Consider the following 16,677-nt stretch of genomic DNA (forward strand, 5'->3'; position numbering starts at 1 on the left):
TCCGTGGTTGAAGTCGTGGTGAACAAGGTCGAGCCGCTTATCGGGCGGCTGGTGGTGGTCGGTCTCGGTCTGATTGGCGGTTCGTTCGCCAAAGGCCTGCGAGAAAGCGGCCTGTGCCGTGAAGTGGTCGGTGTCGACCTCGATCCGCAGTCGCGCAAGCTGGCGGTGGAGTTGGGTGTTGTCGATCGCTGCGAAGAAGACCTGGCTGCCGCCTGCGTGGGCGCTGACGTCATTCAGTTGGCCGTGCCCATTCTGGCCATGGAAAAGCTGCTGGCGCGCCTGGCGCAACTGGACCTGGGGCATGCAGTACTGACCGATGTTGGCAGTGCCAAGGGCAATGTAGTGCGCGCGGCCCGCGAGGCGTTTGCCGAGCACCTGCCGTTCTTCGTGCCTGGGCACCCGATTGCCGGCTCCGAGCAGAGCGGGGTGGAGGCGTCCAATGCGGCGCTGTTCCGTCGCCACAAGGTCATCCTCACGCCGCTGGCTGAAACCGATCCGGCGGCGCTGGCCGTGGTTGACCGGCTTTGGCGTGCGCTCGATGCCGATGTCGAGCACATGCAGGTCGAGCGCCATGACGAAGTCCTGGCGGCAACCAGCCACCTGCCGCACCTATTGGCGTTTGGCCTGGTCGACTCGCTGGCCAAGCGCAATGAAAACCTGGATATCTTCCGTTACGCTGCCGGAGGTTTCCGCGATTTCACAAGAATCGCCGGAAGCGACCCGGTCATGTGGCACGACATATTTCTCGCCAACCGCGAAGCTGTTCTGCGCACACTCGATACATATCGCAGCGACCTCGACGCCTTGCGCGACGCGGTCGATGCAGGGGATGGGCACCAGCTGCTGGGTGTATTCACCCGCGCCCGGGTTGCCCGCGAGCATTTCAGTAAAATCCTGGCCCGCCGGGCCTATGTGGACGCTATGAACTCCAACGACCTGATTTTCCTGGCAAATCCTGGTGGCCAACTGTCTGGCCGAATTCGCGTACCAGGCGACAAATCGATTTCCCATCGCTCGATCATGCTGGGCTCCCTGGCTGAAGGCACCACTGAAGTCGAAGGCTTCCTTGAGGGTGAAGACGCGCTGGCAACCTTGCAGGCGTTCCGCGACATGGGCGTGGTCATCGAAGGCCCGCACCATGGTCGGGTGACCATTCACGGCGTGGGCCTCAATGGCCTGAAGCCGCCTCCGGGGCCGATCTACCTGGGTAACTCCGGTACCTCCATGCGCCTGCTGTCCGGTCTGCTGGCGGCACAGCCGTTCGATACCGTGCTGACCGGTGATGCCTCGCTGTCCAAGCGTCCGATGAACCGCGTTGCCAACCCGCTGCGGGAAATGGGCGCAGTCATCGAAACCGCCGCCGAAGGCCGTCCGCCGATGACCATCCGTGGTGGCCACAAGCTCAAGGCGCTGACCTACACCCTGCCAATGGCCAGTGCCCAGGTGAAGTCCTGCCTGCTGCTGGCGGGTCTGTATGCCGAAGGCAAGACGACCGTCACCGAGCCTGCGCCGACCCGTGACCACACCGAGCGTATGCTGCGCGGCTTTGGCTACAGCGTAAACGTTGATGGCCCGACAGCTTCCCTGGAGGCTGGCGGCAAGCTGACTGCGACCCATATCGAAGTGCCTGCGGATATCTCTTCGGCAGCGTTCTTCCTGGTCGCGGCGTCGATTGCCGAGGGTTCCGAGCTGGTGCTCGAGCACGTGGGCATCAACCCGACCCGTACCGGTGTCATCGATATCCTCAACCTGATGGGCGGCAACATCACCCTGGAAAACCAACGTGAAGTGGGCGGCGAGCCGGTTGCCGACCTGCGCGTGCGTGGGGCTAAACTCAAGGGTATCGAGATTCCTGAGCACCTGGTGCCGCTGGCCATCGACGAATTCCCGGTGTTGTTCGTCGCAGCTGCCTGCGCTGAAGGGCGTACCGTACTGCGTGGCGCGGAAGAGCTGCGGGTCAAGGAATCCGACCGCATCCAGGTCATGGCCGACGGCCTGCTGACCCTGGGTGTGAAGTGCGAACCGACTCCGGACGGCATCATCATCGATGGTGGTCCGATCGGTGGTGGCGAAGTTCATGGGCATGGTGATCATCGTATTGCCATGGCATTCAGCGTTGCTTCGTTGCGTGCTTCGGCGCCGATCCGTATCCATGATTGCGCCAACGTCGCGACCTCGTTCCCGAACTTCCTGGCACTGTGCGCCGAAGTCGGTATTCGTGTTGCAGAAGAGGGCAAGTCGTGAGTGTGAACGCGCCAGTCATTACCATCGACGGTCCAAGCGGCTCGGGCAAAGGCACCGTTGCCGGCCTGCTGGCGCGCGAGCTGGGCTGGAAGTTGCTGGATTCGGGTGCGCTGTATCGTTTGCTGGCTTTTGCTGCGGGCAACCATGGCGTCGATCTGACCAACGAAGAACTGCTGGTGAAGCTGGCTGCCCACCTCGACGTGCAGTTCATTGCCGCCGAGCCCGGTAAGCTGCAGCAGATCATTCTCGAGGGTGAGGATGTCAGCAATGTGATCCGCACCGAGACAGTCGGGGCTGGTGCCTCGATGGTCGCCTCACTGCCGGCGGTGCGCGATGCCTTGCTGCAGCGCCAGCGGGCCTTCCAGGAGGCGCCTGGGCTGATTGCCGATGGTCGTGACATGGGCACCGTGGTGTTCCCGGATGCACCCTTGAAGGTTTTTCTGACCGCCAGCGCCGAAGAGCGTGCTCGCCGCCGATACTTGCAGTTGAAGGCGAAAGGCGAAGATGTTAGTCTGTCGAGTCTGCTAGATGAGATTCGTGCGCGTGATGAGCGCGACACCCAGCGCGCGGTGGCCCCGCTTAAACCGGCGGCCGATGCGATACAGCTGGATTCCACGGAGTTGTCCATCGAGCAGGTGTTGGAACGCATCAAGAGCGAGCTCGCCCTGCGCGATATCGCCTGATGACCAGGAAGGCAGGCAGGGGCACCAGTCAACGTCCTGTCGGCTTTCCTTTATATGAACGAAACCCACATTGTCTGGAATGTGGCTGATGGGCGTATGTCTCGCCCTAATCTACAGGAATTAAAATGAGCGAAAGCTTTGCAGAACTCTTTGAAGAAAGCCTGAAAACCCTCAATCTTCAGCCGGGTGCAATCATCACCGGTATCGTTGTCGACATCGACGGCGACTGGGTTACCGTACACGCTGGCCTGAAGTCCGAGGGCGTCATCCCGCTCGAGCAGTTCTACAACGAAGCTGGCGAGCTGACCATCAAGGTCGGTGACGAAGTTCACGTTGCGCTGGACGCGGTCGAAGACGGCTTTGGCGAAACCAAACTGTCCCGTGAAAAAGCCAAGCGCGCCGAGTGCTGGATTGTTCTGGAAGCAGCTTTCGCCGCCGAAGAAGTGGTCAAGGGCGTTATCAACGGTAAGGTTAAAGGCGGCTTCACTGTCGACGTTAACGGTATCCGTGCGTTCCTGCCGGGCTCCCTGGTTGATGTCCGCCCAGTGCGCGACACCACCCACCTGGAAGGCAAAGAGCTGGAATTCAAGGTCATCAAGCTGGACCAGAAGCGCAACAACGTTGTCGTTTCCCGTCGCAGCGTCCTGGAAGCCGAAAACAGCGCCGAGCGCGAAGCTCTGCTGGAATCGCTGCAGGAAGGCCAGCAAGTCAAAGGTATCGTCAAGAACCTCACCGACTACGGCGCATTCGTTGACCTGGGCGGCGTTGATGGCCTGCTGCACATCACCGACATGGCCTGGAAGCGCATCAAGCACCCATCGGAAATCGTCAACGTTGGCGACGAGATCGATGTCAAGGTTCTGAAGTACGATCGCGAGCGTAACCGTGTATCCCTGGGCCTGAAGCAACTGGGTGAAGACCCATGGGTTGCTATCAAAGCTCGTTACCCAGAAAGCACTCGCGTTATGGCGCGCGTCACCAACCTGACCGACTACGGCTGCTTCGCAGAGCTGGAAGAAGGCGTGGAAGGTCTGGTACACGTTTCCGAAATGGACTGGACCAACAAAAACATCCACCCTTCGAAAGTCGTACAAGTCGGCGACGAAGTGGAAGTTATGGTTCTGGACATCGACGAAGAGCGTCGTCGTATCTCCCTGGGCATCAAACAGTGCAAGTCCAACCCATGGGAAGACTTCTCTGGCCAGTTCAACAAGGGCGACAAGATCTCCGGCACCATCAAGTCGATCACCGATTTCGGTATCTTCATTGGTCTGGACGGCGGCATCGACGGTCTGGTTCACCTGTCCGACATCTCCTGGAACGAAGTGGGCGAAGAAGCCGTACGTCGCTTCAAGAAGGGCGACGAGCTGGACACTGTGATCCTGTCCGTAGATCCAGAGCGTGAGCGTATCTCCCTGGGCATCAAGCAACTGGAAGACGATCCGTTCTCCAACTACGTTGCTGTCAACGACAAAGGCGCTATCGTCAAAGGTACCGTTAAAGAAGTTGACGCCAAGGGCGCTATCATCACCCTGGCCGACGACATCGAAGCCACTCTGAAAGCTTCTGAAATCAGCCGTGACCGCGTTGAAGACGCGCGTAACGTCCTGAAAGAAGGCGAAGAGATCGAAGCCAAGATCATCAGCGTTGACCGTAAGAGCCGTGTCATCAGCCTCTCCATCAAGTCGAAAGACGACGCTGAAGAGAAAGAAGCTATCCAGAGCCTGAAAGAAACTGCTCCGGAAGCTGCTGATACCACCATGGCCGCGCTGCTGCGTCAGGCAATGGCCAAACAGAACTAAGTTCTGCTTGGATAAAAAAAAGGGCGACTTCGGTCGCCCTTTTTTGTGCCCGTAAAAACCTCCCTCGAGGTAAAGGCATTGGTCTGTAGGAGCGGGCTTGCCCCGCGATGCAATCTGACAGCCAGACTGCAATCGCGAGGCAAGCCCGCTCCCACCTGGTTCCTCTGGCAGCAGGTCATACAAGATTCTTCGATTAAGTCAATAACCACCCTGTTCAAATCCCTCAGGTCATGCTAAAAACAATGAAGCAATGATCTAGCTGCTTGATAAAGAAGGGAAAAATATGACGAAGTCGGAGCTGATCGAACGTATTGTCACCCATCAAGGGCTGCTCTCATCCAAGGATGTCGAGCTGGCCATCAAGACTATGCTTGAACAGATGTCCCAGTGCCTGGCGACCGGAGATCGCATCGAGATCCGTGGCTTTGGCAGCTTCTCCTTGCACTACCGTGCCCCACGGGTAGGGCGCAATCCCAAGACTGGTCAATCCGTCAGTCTCGACGGCAAATTCGTACCGCACTTCAAGCCAGGCAAAGAACTGCGCGACCGCGTCAATGAAGACGAGCAGCATGAAAGCCAGTAATTCCCAGGGAGTGACTCATGCGTAATCTGAAGCGCGCCTTGGTGCTGCTGTTTGTTCTGGCATTGGCGGCATTGGTACTGTTTTTCGTGCTTGAAAATCAGCAAACCGTTGCCTTGGTCATGTTCGGCTGGTCGGCTCCGGCGATGCCGGTGGCGGTGCCTGTGCTGGTGGCCTTGCTAGTAGGGCTGGCGGTTGGTCCGTTGCTAGGCGCTTATGGTGTGCTGCGCAGTAAGCGTCGGTTGCGGCGCGCACCTTAAAAGAGCTTCTCGTTTCGCAGTGTTGAATTTTCCTACGCGCTGCGGCGGTTTGTCTGGCTTGGGTTCTTTGGGGGGTGTGGGAGCATAGCGCTTCTTTCCTCCAGCTTGGAGCATGCCTCTCATGAGGGGTTATCCTTTTCTGTCCCACCATGGTGCCACCCGAGGTGTCACCGGCTCTTGTCACCAACTTCACCTTGATGCTCACTGTAGCCTTCTTGTCGACTGCGGCCTGGAACAAGGCGCGGATGTTCAGTCACCCATTGATGGGCTGAGTCTGGGTTTTGAGATTCAGGGCATCGAAGCGCTGATCATTACCCATGTTCACCTTGATCACGTCGGCCGAATCCCGGCCCTGCTGGCCGCGGGCTTTCGTGGTCCGATTATTTGCAGTGAGCCTTCCGCTCGCCTGCTACCGCTAGTGCTCGAAGACGCTTACCGATTGAGCGTTACTAGTGAGCCGACAGAAGTGGCTCGCTACGTGGCGTTGCTTGAACGGCTCATCGTCCCGCTAGCCTTTGGTCAGTGGCATTCGCTTGTGCAGCGGGAAGCCGTCCACTGCCGAATTCGATTGCAACGTGCCGGCCACTTGCTGGGTTCTGCCTACGTCGAGTGCGACGTGCAAGATGTTGTTAACTCAAGTGACACGCGCATTGTGTTCTCCGGTGACCTCGGCGCGTCCAGCAACCCCTTATTGCGCGATGTGCAACCGCCCGAGCGCGCCGACATCCTCGTACTGGAAAGCACCTACGGCGATCGCTTGCACGCGGATCGCAGTCAGCGCCAGCAGCGGCTGGAGGCAGTCATTGATCGAGCGCTGAAGGATCAGGGGACGATCATGATCCCCGCGTTCAGCCTGGGTCGCACACAGGAGCTGCTCTACGAGATCGAAGACATCCTCCACCGCAAAGCCCTGTTGCGCCACGAAGAAGATGGCGAGCTCGATAGCGAGCTTGACCCCGTCAATGCCATTGACTGGTCGCAGCTTCCGATCATTCTCGACTCCCCCTTGGTCCAGCGAATTACCCAGGTTTACCGCGACTTGCACGCCTACTGGAACGATGAAGCACGGCAACGCCTGAGTCAGGGGCGCACGCCGCTGGGTTTTCGGCAGCTCATCAGCGTCGATAGCCACGCCAAGCACCAGCAGGTCGTCAACTACCTGAAAAGCACAGGGCGCCCGGCCATTGTCATTGCTGGCAACGGCATGTGCTCCGGCGGTCGTATCGTCAATTACCTCAAAGCCATGCTCGGTGACCCGCGGCATGAGGTGGTATTTGTCGGGCATCAGGTCAAAGGTACGCCGGGCGCCGTTATCCAGGCGAGCGAAGGGGCTGAGGGCTTTGTCATGATCGATCTGGATGCGCAGATGTATGAAGTGCGTGCAAAGGTCATCACCCTGGAAGGCTATTCCGGGCATGCGGATCAGGCGGGGTTGGTCGAATTTGCGATGGGTGTGAATGAGTCGGCCAAAGAGGTGCTGTTGGTGCATGGGGAGCGGAAGGCAAAGCGTCTTTTGGCTGAAGCGTTGCAGCAGCGTTATGCGCAGGCGGGGCAGGAGGTGAGGGTCACCATTCCCGGCCTTGGTTGACCGTTTGGCGGTGAGAAAATCGTTAGTCGGAAGTGATGGAACTTATTGTGTTTTCAGCTGCTCTATTACAAATTATTGTTCCGGGCCCGTGATGCCGGTGAACAGGAAGCGCAGCTCGTGAGCATATTGGCGAAATGCCGCTACGCTTCAGGGTTAAGCGGGTGACATCCGCTGACTCTGGGTGCAGGGAGCGGTCAGGCACGACCATGGCGCACCTTAAGTACGAATACAGTTAGACGGACCCAAGGAAAATTAGAATAAATGCGCAATGAATCTGAGCGCCGTGTTGCTGATGACGAGATTGATCTGTTTGAGTTGCTGGGGGGGTTGTGGAAGCAAAAGCTGCTGATCATTTTGACGACGGTGGTGGTGACGGGTGGTGCGGTGGCGTATGCGCTGCTGGCGACGCCGATCTATGAGGCCAAGGTGGTTGTGCAGCCGCCCTCGCAGAGCAATATTTCGCAGTTGAACTATGGGCGGGGTGGGGACACAGGGTTAGCCATGCTGTCGGTAAGAGACGTCTATGAGGTTTACCTGCGAAACCTTCAGTCTGAATCGTTAAGGCGTGAGTTTTTCCGCAAGGTGTACCTGCCGAGCTTGCCTGAAGAGGCTCGCAAGGGGTCGCAGGATGATTTGTACGGTAGATTCAACAGTGTCTTGACTGTCGCGTTGACCAGTAAAGATTCGCCAAATCGTTACTACGTCATGGCCAGCTTGCCTTTTGCGCAGCAAGCAGCTGATTGGGTGGTGCGCTTTGTGCAAATGGCAGGTGAGCAGACCAAGCGTGAAGTGATAAGGGATGTACGTGGTGATGCAATGATCAAGGCGAATAACCTTGAACAGCAAATCAACGCCGCCCGTGAGAGTGCGCGTAAGCAGCGGGAGGACCAGATCGTACAGTTGACAGAAGCATTGCGTATTGCTGATTCGATCGGTTTGGAAAAGCCTCCCATTATCTCGAATAACCTTTCGAATGAAGTCTCTGCTGGTATGGATGGTTCGCTTACCTACATGCGAGGCAGTAAGGCGTTGCGAGCTGAGATCGAGAACCTACGGAACCGAGTTTCAGATGACCCTTTCATCGTTAATTTGAGGCAGCGCCAAGAAGCGATCGCTTTCTACCGCTCTTTACAGATTGATTCCGAGGTGATCGAGGTGTATCGCCAAGATGGGGCGATCGAGTCGCCGGATAAGCCGGTGAAGCCCAAGAGGCTGATCATTGTAGTGCTGGGGGCTTTTTTGGGGGCGACATTGGGTGTTTTCGTTGCCTTGATTAGGCATGGTTGGGGTAAGCGGCATCGTAAAAGCACCTTTGCATAGTCGGTATGAAACGTTGCTAACGGTGGGGCATGGAGAAAGTTCGCAGTTGATGTCACAATGATGCTTGTTCGTTTCTTTGGACAGGGATGGTTCTGCTGGTTGTTGAGGCTCAGGATGCAGCCGTGATAACGAAGGCGCTGGCCCTGTCAAGAGTATGTTTTCTTCGACAGACAGGCACTGGTGTGACTAGCATTTCTCCTATCCCCCCCGTAGTACCTCATGATGAGATAGATGTTCTGGCGATGCTTCAATCGCTATGGCGGCAAAAGGTGTTGATTTTGGCCTCGGCATTGCTGTTTGCGGTGCTGGCACTGGTCTATGCCTATTCCATCACGCCTGAATATGAAGTCAGTACGATTCTACGACCGGTTGCTCTGAATGACTTGGACGCTTTGAATCGGTCGAAGGTCTATTCGCTTCCACCAAGCAAGGCCCTGGTTCGCGTCGGAGCAGCGCTAGATTCTTACGAGACGCGCTTGGGGTACTTTCGTTCCAACATGGAGTTGCAAGCGGCGTACAGCAAGTCTGGGCGTAGTGCGGAGCAGGCTTTCGAAGCCTTCAATCGCGATGCATTGAAGCTGGTTCAGCCGGACCCCAAAAAAACGGACTTGTTGAGCGCCTTTATTGGCTTGGAAATGCGTTACTCGCAGGGTATCAATGGGAAGGATGCACTCAACGGTTTGGTAAAGTACGCCATCGAAAGTGAGCGACAGAAGATATCTGCAGACCTCAAGGTGATGATTGATAATCGTGTCAAGGAGGTTGATGACAAGTTGGTTGCTCTGCGTGTCAAGTATAACGCGGGGAAAGAGGGGCAAATTGCTAGCTTGTTGGAAGCAGATAATCTCAAACGAGCTCAGCTCAACGACGAACTGAAAGCTTTGCGGGTACAACTCAAGTTGCGTCGTGAGGATCGAGTGGCTCAATTGAATGAGGCGATCTCCATTGCGCGATCTCTCGGTCTGAAAAAGCCTACGACCCCCTCGGCCATGGGGCGCAGCGAGGTTGAGGTCACTGGCAACGTCATTACTGAAGTCAACAATCAGCAATTCCCGCTTTACTTCATGGGGACGGATGCTCTGGAGGCCGAACAACAGGTATTGCGCAAGCGTGCCTCGGACGACTTTGTAGACCCACGGATTGCTCAAATCCGTAAGGAGCTGTTGCTTTTGAGCAACAATCGACAGATTCAGATGTTGAAGCAGCGTGAAAATGAAGACCTGTTTGTTAAGGGGATTGAAGCCCTGAGGGCGCAGCGTACTGAATTGTTGAACATACCTACGGATATGAGCGGCTTGAGCTTAGTCAGCATTGATCGCCTGGCTGTAGAGCCTGTCAGCCCTGTCAAGCCCAGAAAATCGCTTTTTGCCGCGCTGGGCGCGATTTTAGGTGGAGTCATTGGATGTATTATCGTTCTGCTACGTCTCGCATTCAAAAAGCGACGCCGTGAGCAGGCTCGTATCAGCTTATCGTCTGTGCCGAAAAAACTCGAAACCGAATTCACCTCGCCACCTGTCGTGGTGAGGTGAGGTACACATTCGGTATGTCGCTCTCTCGACTTGCGAGCCTGCCCAGAGGTGTTAAGGTCTGTTCAGGTTCAAGCCGTTAGCACACTAGGGTGTTTCGGTATGATCGAGACGACTAGGGAAGGTCGTGCAGCTCATGTAAACTCTAACGATCAGAATTGATTGTTACTGCTCTCGGGAGTCGTAAGCAGAAGGCATGAGGCCTATGGCTATCACTTTTTTAGGCTATGGGAGTCCCCTCAGTCATGCTGCCTTGCATCTCGGTCGGCTCAAGTGAGCTAAATTCAACCGCCCACCGTTCTCAGGTGAGAGGCGAATAGGGCACGTATATGCTGGGTGCAACGTCCATCTGGCCGAAGGGTCGGCCAAACTAGGACCGGGCTATCAACGCACCAGCCCTAAGTTTAAAAATCGTGATTATCTTGGAATGACTCATGCTCTCATTGAAAGACATCAAACTCGCTGTGATTGGTCTTGGCTACGTTGGCTTACCGTTGGCCGTTGAATTTGGTAAACAGCGTAACGTTGTCGGGTTTGACATCAATCAGGCGCGCATCGATGCCTTGAATGAGGGGCACGATGCAACGCTTGAAGTCAGTGATGAAGAACTGCTAGAAGCCAAAGGTCTTCAATACAGTGCAAATCTGGAAGATTTGCGAGGCTGCAATACCTTCATCGTGACCGTGCCAACGCCTATTGATGAGTACAAGCAACCTGATCTTACGCCGTTGATTAAAGCTTCCGAAACGATCGGTAAGGTACTCAAGCAGGGCGACATCGTGATTTATGAGTCGACTGTTTATCCTGGCGCTACAGAAGAGGATTGTGTACCTGTTCTGGAAAGGGTTTCTGGCTTGGCCTTCAATCGTGACTTCTTTGCGGGATACAGCCCGGAGCGCATCAACCCGGGTGACAAGGAGCACCGGGTCACTACGATCAAGAAAGTGACTTCAGGTTCTACTCCAGCGGTAGCCGATCTGGTCGACGATTTGTATCGTGAGATCATTGTTGCTGGTACGCATAAGGCCAGTAGCATCAGGGTGGCTGAAGCGGCCAAAGTGATCGAAAATACCCAGCGTGATCTTAATATTGCATTGATCAATGAGTTGGCAGTTATTTTTAACAAAATGGGTATCGACACCGAAGCAGTGTTGAAAGCTGCAGGAACGAAGTGGAACTTCCTTCCCTTTCGACCGGGCCTTGTTGGCGGACACTGCATAGGTGTCGACCCTTATTACCTGACGCATAAAGCGCAGAGTATCGGCTATCATCCGGAAATTATACTGGCTGGCCGCCGTCTGAATGACAGTATGGGAGCATACGTCGTTTCACAACTTGTCAAAGGTATGGTCAAAAAGCGTATTCATGTCGATGGTGCGCGAGTTCTGATTATGGGGTTGACGTTCAAAGAAAACTGCCCAGATCTGCGCAATACTAAGGTTGTGGATATTGTCAAGGAGCTGCAAGAGTACAATATCCAAGTGGACGTTCATGATCCATGGGTCAGTGTTGAAGAGTCGCAGCACGAGTATGGTATTACTCCGGTTCAGATGCCTCAAACAGGGGCCTATGACGCAGTGATCCTGGCTGTTGCCCATCAGCAGTTTAAAGACTTGGGCGTTGAGAGCATTCGTGCACTAGGAAAGGCTCAGCATGTACTGTACGACTTAAAGTATCTGTTGGCAGCAGAGGATTCTGATCTGCGTCTGTGATCCACACGTGGAGGCGCTACGCGCCTCCAGCCCTATCTTTCCTATGTGGTGTACCTCCATGACTGCTTACCAAGTCCTTGTCGAAGCTTTGCCTCGCGCTCCTCGAACCTGGTTGATCACCGGCGTAGCTGGCTTCATTGGCTCAAACCTGTTGGAAACCTTGTTGAAGCTCGATCAACGGGTGGTTGGGCTGGATAACTTTGCTACTGGGCATCAACGCAATTTGGATGAAGTCCAGAGTCAAGTATCGCCGGAACAATGGTCAGCTTTTAAATTTATTCAGGGTGACATCAGAAAGCTGGAAGACTGCCAGCTTGCATGTGCTGGTGTGGAATATGTTTTGCATCAAGCAGCCTTGGGGTCTGTACCGCGCTCCATTAACGACCCAATCACGACTAATGGGACCAATATTGACGGTTTTTTAAATATGTTGGTCGCTGCCCGAGACGCAGCAGTTACAAGTTTTACTTATGCTGCAAGCAGTTCTACCTACGGGGACCATCCTGGCTTGCCGAAGGTCGAAGACACTATTGGTAAGCCGCTTTCACCTTATGCCGTTACTAAGTATGTAAATGAACTATATGCTGAGGTTTTTGCGCGGACTTATGGGTTCAAAACTATTGGTCTTCGTTATTTCAACGTGTTTGGTAAGCGTCAGGACCCCAACGGAGCTTATGCGGCTGTGATACCCAAGTGGACTGCTGCAATGATCAATGGTGAGGATGTCTTCATCAATGGTGATGGCGAGACCAGTCGCGATTTTTGCTACATAGAGAACACAGTTCAAGCGAATCTGTTGGCAGCGACAACAACCTGCGAAGCAGCACGTGATCAGGTTTACAATGTGGCAGTGAGTGGTCGCACTGATTTGAACCAGCTTTTTACTGCTTTGCGTCAAACATTGAATGAAAATGGCGTCAGCTATGCCAAGGACCCGGTATACCGGGATTTCCGTGCAGGTGATGTGCGTCATTCACAGGCCGACATTGGCAAAATACGTCGATTGCTTGGTTACGACCCACAGTTTGATATCACCAGAGGTATCGTACAAGCGATGCCTTGGTATATTCGGTTTTTGAAATAATAGCCAAATCATCTGAGGGCGCATTGTTTCGATGTCTCTCTGGTTCAGTTCCCGCACTTGCTGTGGGGCTGTTGAGTAAAGTCTGGATTATCTTTAACACATGAAAATACTTGTCACTGGTGGCGCAGGTTTTATCGGATCAGCGGTGATCCGTCATATCATATGCAATACCACTGAGAGCGTAATAAATCTCGATAAGCTGACCTATGCAGGCAATCTTGAGTCATTAGTCGACGTGGCTGATAGCGAACGCTATTGCTTCGAACGGGTAGATATATGTAACCGTTCTGAGCTGGATAGAGTTCTTCAATGTCATCAACCTGATGCGGTGATGCACCTCGCCGCTGAATCTCATGTTGATCGCTCAATCGATGGCCCAGCTGCCTTTATAGAGACGAATATTGTTGGCACCTACACTCTCCTTGAGGCGGTACGAGCGTACTGGCAGAATTTGGATGAAGAGCGCAAGACACACTTTCGTTTTCATCACATATCGACCGATGAAGTGTACGGTGACCTGGAGAAGCCTGATGAGTTCTTCACAGAATCAACTCCTTATGCCCCGAGTTCACCATACTCAGCAAGTAAGGCTAGTTCCGATCACCTCGTCCGTGCTTGGCGTCGTACGTACGGTTTGCCAATACTTATTACTAACTGCTCTAATAACTACGGCCCTTACCATTTTCCAGAAAAACTTATCCCGCTGATGATCCTTAACGCACTTGAGGGTAAGCCGTTACCTGTATATGGCAAAGGAGATCAGGTGCGCGACTGGCTGTTCGTCGAAGATCATGCGCGTGCTTTATATGCAGTGCTGAGCCGTGGTGAAATTGGTGAAACGTATAATATCGGCGGCCACAACGAGCGGCGTAATATCGATGTAGTTTATACCCTATGCGATCTCTTGGATGAGATGTGCCCAACAGCACAAAACCCCTCAACTAAGCACCTGACGAGCTACTCAGCATTAATAACCTACGTGGAGGACCGCCCAGGTCATGATCTACGTTACGCCATCGATGCAAGTAAGGTTGAAAGTGCGTTGGGGTGGGTGCCTGAGGAAACTTTCGAGTCAGGCATCCGCAAGACTGTCCAGTGGTACCTGGACAATTTGACTTGGTGTGGGCGTGTTCAGGATGGCAGCTATCAGCGAGAGCGTCTTGGTGCACAGGCTCAAGGAGCAGTAGTATGAAAGGTATTGTATTAGCCGGAGGCTCTGGCACTCGTTTATACCCTATCACCAAAGGGGTATCGAAACAGCTTTTGCCAATCTATGACAAACCGATGATTTACTATCCTTTGTCTGTACTAATGTTGGCGGGTATTCGAGATATTTTGCTGATTAGTACCCCCGAAGACATGAGCGGCTACAAGCGTCTACTGGGCGACGGTAGCGATTTCGGAATCCGTCTGAGTTACGCATTGCAACCAAGCCCGGACGGACTTGCCCAAGCCTTTATAATAGGTGAGGAGTTTATTGGTCAGGACGCGGTATGTCTGGTCCTAGGGGATAATATTTTCTACGGTCAAGGTTTCACGCCTATGTTGCGTCAAGCCGCTCAGCGCCTTACTGGCGCGACTGTATTTGGCTATCAAGTAAAAGACCCAGAGCGTTTTGGAGTGGTTGAATTTGACGCGCAGAAACGGGTTGTATCCATTGAGGAAAAGCCGTTAAAACCGAAATCACATTTTGCTGTAACAGGACTCTACTTTTACGACAACGATGTAATAAGAATTGCAAAAAATGTCCGCCCTTCCGCTCGAGGCGAACTGGAAATTACCAGCATCAATCAGGCTTATCTCGAACGAGGAACTCTTAATGTGGAGTTACTTGGCCGTGGTTTCGCTTGGTTGGATACAGGGACGCACGAAAGTCTGCTGGAAGCGGGTCACTTTGTTGAAACTATTGAAAAGCGTCAAGGTTATAAAGTTGCTTGCTTGGAAGAAATTGCTTTTAACAATGGTTGGTTACAAGCAGATGACCTTCGACGTGTAGGGGCATCACTTAGCAAAAATAGTTATGGTCAGTACCTGTTGTCGCTGACTGAGGAGTTGACATGAGTGACAAGCCGGTTTTCGTAACGCAGCCATACCTACCGCCATTGGAAGAGTTTATTCCCTATCTGGAGAAGATTTGGGATACAAAGACGCTTACAAATGGAGGGCCGATGCACCAGAAACTGGAGAAAGCACTCTGTGATTACCTTGGCGTTGAACACGTCGCTTTGTTCAATAATGGCACTATTGCGCTCCTGACTGCCTTACAAGCGCTAAGAGTTACAGGGGAGGTGATTACTACACCTTACTCCTTCGTTGCTACTGCGCATTCTTTGTTGTGGAATGGCATTAAGCCAGTTTTTGTAGACATTGATCCGAAAACCTTGAACTTAGACCCGGAAAAAGTAGAGGCAGCAATCACACCTCAGACTACTGCGATCATGCCGGTACATTGCTATGGGAATCCTTGTGATGTACACGCATTGCAGCAAATAGCAGATAACTACCATTTGCGTATTATTTATGATGCCGCTCATGCGTTTGGCGTGAGGGATTCAGGTGGAAGTGTCCTTCGTCATGGTGATCTAGCGGTTCTGAGCTTTCATGCCACAAAAGTTTTTAATACTTTTGAGGGGGGGGCAATTATTTGTCCTGATGCAAAAACGAAGAAGCGGATTGATCAGCTAAAGAACTTCGGGTTTGTGGATGAGGTGACTGTTGTTGCTCCTGGTATCAACGGTAAGATGAGTGAGGTTAATGCGGCTTTTGGGTTGTTGCAACTACAACATATCGATCATGTGATCGCGCGCCGCAGAGAAATTGATCGGCTTTATAGAGAAAAGCTCAGTGCCGTAAAAGGTATTCGCTTGGTTGATCAATTAGACGGGGTTGTAAGTAATTATTCGTATTTCCCGATATTGGTTGAGCCCGGGTACTCCCTGACTAGAGATGAGCTATATGAGAAGCTAAAGTTTAACAATATCTATGCTCGCCGGTATTTTTATCCTTTGATAAGTGAGTTTCCGATGTATCGCGGAATGAAATCCGCAGAGTCTAAGAATCTACCAGTAGCAAGCAGGGTGGCCCAAGAAGTGATTTGTTTGCCCATTTATCCTGATTTGAATGAAAGGGACTTTAACGAAATAATTGAAATTATCACTGCGGGTTGACTTGAATTATGAAATTAGCAGTTATGCAGCCCTATTTGTTTCCCTATGCAGGATATTTTAAGCTGCTTGCGCAGGTGGATAGGTTTGTATTTTTTGATGATGTCAACTATATCAACAGAGGTTGGATTAATCGGAATAGGTTAATTCTCTCTGGGGAAATTCGCTATTTTACTGTTCCATTGTTAAAGGCTAGTCAGAACTTAAAGATCAATCAGATTGCCGTCCAGGATCGGACTTTGTGGGAAAGGAAGATCCTTGAAAGCGTTCGCCAGTCATACGCGAAAGCGCCAAATTTTGCAGATGTATTTGACTTGATGCGTGATGTGTTTTCGTGTGATGCGGAAAGCATTGCAGATTTAGCCAGGGTTAGTATTGAAAAGTCTTGTGAGCGCTTGGGCTTAGGCGTTGAGTTTGTGAAAACATCAGCAGTCTATGCCAACGCAGACCTTAAAGGGGCTGAGCGCATACTCGATATATGTCGAAAAGAAGGCGCTAATGAATATATGAATCTTCCTGGTGGGAGAAGCCTTTATGATGAGCGTCAGTTTTCTGATAATGGTATCCGCTTGGAATTCTGCTCCTCTGATTTGCCAGTGTACACGCAATTTCAGGAAGCGTTTGTACCAGGTCTTTCTGTTATAGATATGATGATGTTTAATGACTTTGATGAATGTGGGAGGCTTTTGATTAAGTCATGATCTGAATTTAACT

At 52.9% G+C, this 16,677-nt stretch carries 14 protein-coding genes; all 14 read left to right on the top strand.

Annotation, left to right across the window (positions count from 1 at the left end):
• The first annotated feature begins 3 nt into the window (after positions 1-3).
• The 14 genes from ACP6KB_RS07345 (at position 4) to ACP6KB_RS07410 (ending at position 16,664) form a co-directional block, all read left to right on the top strand.
• A complete protein-coding gene (locus ACP6KB_RS07345) occupies positions 4-2,244 on the top strand; it encodes a bifunctional prephenate dehydrogenase/3-phosphoshikimate 1-carboxyvinyltransferase (RefSeq protein ID WP_442112958.1) in 2,241 nt (746 codons plus the stop codon).
• Positions 2,241-2,927 carry a (d)CMP kinase gene (gene cmk / locus ACP6KB_RS07350; protein ID WP_442112960.1) on the top strand — a complete coding sequence of 229 codons (687 nt, stop codon included), beginning with the start codon at positions 2,241-2,243 and terminating at the stop codon, positions 2,925-2,927. Before ACP6KB_RS07345 ends, cmk begins: the two co-directional genes overlap by 4 nt.
• Positions 2,928-3,052: 125 nt before the next feature.
• Complete coding sequence (rpsA, locus tag ACP6KB_RS07355; protein WP_045180061.1) at positions 3,053-4,729, top strand: 30S ribosomal protein S1; 1,677 nt, start codon at positions 3,053-3,055, stop codon at positions 4,727-4,729.
• Positions 4,730-5,012: 283 nt separating this feature from the next.
• Positions 5,013-5,312, top strand: a complete 300-nt coding sequence (gene ihfB / locus ACP6KB_RS07360; protein ID WP_442112962.1) for an integration host factor subunit beta — start codon at positions 5,013-5,015, stop codon at positions 5,310-5,312.
• A gap of 17 nt (positions 5,313-5,329) precedes the next feature.
• A complete protein-coding gene (locus tag ACP6KB_RS07365) occupies positions 5,330-5,569 on the top strand; it encodes a LapA family protein (RefSeq protein ID WP_442112964.1) in 240 nt (79 codons plus the stop codon).
• Between the two features lie 121 nt (positions 5,570-5,690).
• The gene (locus tag ACP6KB_RS07370; RefSeq protein ID WP_442112966.1) at positions 5,691-7,157 is read left to right on the top strand and encodes an MBL fold metallo-hydrolase RNA specificity domain-containing protein; all 1,467 of its coding nucleotides are present in this window, start codon (positions 5,691-5,693) and stop codon (positions 7,155-7,157) included.
• Between the two features lie 261 nt (positions 7,158-7,418).
• On the top strand, positions 7,419-8,477 hold the full coding sequence (locus tag ACP6KB_RS07375; protein ID WP_442112968.1) for an LPS O-antigen chain length determinant protein WzzB: 1,059 nt from the start codon (positions 7,419-7,421) through the stop codon (positions 8,475-8,477).
• Between the two features lie 86 nt (positions 8,478-8,563).
• A complete protein-coding gene (locus ACP6KB_RS07380; protein WP_442112970.1) occupies positions 8,564-10,006 on the top strand; it encodes a Wzz/FepE/Etk N-terminal domain-containing protein in 1,443 nt (480 codons plus the stop codon).
• A 431-nt stretch (positions 10,007-10,437) separates the two neighbouring features.
• Entirely contained in the window at positions 10,438-11,715 is a 1,278-nt protein-coding gene (gene tviB / locus ACP6KB_RS07385; protein WP_442112972.1) for a Vi polysaccharide biosynthesis UDP-N-acetylglucosamine C-6 dehydrogenase TviB, read from the top strand.
• 58 nt (positions 11,716-11,773) lie between these two features.
• Entirely contained in the window at positions 11,774-12,799 is a 1,026-nt protein-coding gene (locus ACP6KB_RS07390; protein ID WP_442112974.1) for an NAD-dependent epimerase/dehydratase family protein, read from the top strand.
• 100 nt (positions 12,800-12,899) lie between these two features.
• Positions 12,900-13,991 (top strand): dTDP-glucose 4,6-dehydratase, encoded by a 1,092-nt coding sequence (gene rfbB, locus ACP6KB_RS07395; protein WP_442112976.1) that lies wholly within the window; start codon positions 12,900-12,902, stop codon positions 13,989-13,991.
• Entirely contained in the window at positions 13,988-14,860 is an 873-nt protein-coding gene (rfbA, locus tag ACP6KB_RS07400) for a glucose-1-phosphate thymidylyltransferase RfbA (RefSeq protein WP_442112978.1), read from the top strand. The genes rfbB and rfbA overlap by 4 nt, the downstream gene beginning before the upstream one ends.
• Entirely contained in the window at positions 14,857-15,966 is a 1,110-nt protein-coding gene (locus ACP6KB_RS07405; RefSeq protein WP_442112980.1) for a DegT/DnrJ/EryC1/StrS family aminotransferase, read from the top strand. The genes rfbA and ACP6KB_RS07405 overlap by 4 nt, the downstream gene beginning before the upstream one ends.
• Before the next feature lie 8 nt (positions 15,967-15,974).
• A complete protein-coding gene (locus ACP6KB_RS07410; RefSeq protein WP_442112982.1) occupies positions 15,975-16,664 on the top strand; it encodes a WbqC family protein in 690 nt (229 codons plus the stop codon).
• The last annotated feature ends 13 nt before the right edge of the window (positions 16,665-16,677 follow it).

The sequence above is a fragment of the Pseudomonas sp. NUPR-001 genome, assembly GCF_052147955.1.
Lineage (GTDB): Bacteria > Pseudomonadota > Gammaproteobacteria > Pseudomonadales > Pseudomonadaceae > Aquipseudomonas.

What these genes read in the sequence shown, in the direction of transcription:
- rpsA (WP_045180061.1), top strand. Translation starts at nt 3,053, where the DNA reads ATGAGCGAAAGCTTTGCAGAACTCTTTGAAGAAAGCCTGAAAACCCTC.
- ihfB (WP_442112962.1), top strand. Translation starts at nt 5,013, where the DNA reads ATGACGAAGTCGGAGCTGATCGAACGTATTGTCACCCATCAAGGGCTG.
- ACP6KB_RS07365 (WP_442112964.1), top strand. Translation starts at nt 5,330, where the DNA reads ATGCGTAATCTGAAGCGCGCCTTGGTGCTGCTGTTTGTTCTGGCATTG.
- ACP6KB_RS07370 (WP_442112966.1), top strand. Translation starts at nt 5,691, where the DNA reads ATGAGGGGTTATCCTTTTCTGTCCCACCATGGTGCCACCCGAGGTGTC.
- ACP6KB_RS07375 (WP_442112968.1), top strand. Translation starts at nt 7,419, where the DNA reads ATGCGCAATGAATCTGAGCGCCGTGTTGCTGATGACGAGATTGATCTG.
- ACP6KB_RS07380 (WP_442112970.1), top strand. Translation starts at nt 8,564, where the DNA reads ATGGTTCTGCTGGTTGTTGAGGCTCAGGATGCAGCCGTGATAACGAAG.
- tviB (WP_442112972.1), top strand. Translation starts at nt 10,438, where the DNA reads ATGCTCTCATTGAAAGACATCAAACTCGCTGTGATTGGTCTTGGCTAC.
- ACP6KB_RS07390 (WP_442112974.1), top strand. Translation starts at nt 11,774, where the DNA reads ATGACTGCTTACCAAGTCCTTGTCGAAGCTTTGCCTCGCGCTCCTCGA.
- rfbB (WP_442112976.1), top strand. Translation starts at nt 12,900, where the DNA reads ATGAAAATACTTGTCACTGGTGGCGCAGGTTTTATCGGATCAGCGGTG.
- rfbA (WP_442112978.1), top strand. Translation starts at nt 13,988, where the DNA reads ATGAAAGGTATTGTATTAGCCGGAGGCTCTGGCACTCGTTTATACCCT.
- ACP6KB_RS07405 (WP_442112980.1), top strand. Translation starts at nt 14,857, where the DNA reads ATGAGTGACAAGCCGGTTTTCGTAACGCAGCCATACCTACCGCCATTG.
- ACP6KB_RS07410 (WP_442112982.1), top strand. Translation starts at nt 15,975, where the DNA reads ATGAAATTAGCAGTTATGCAGCCCTATTTGTTTCCCTATGCAGGATAT.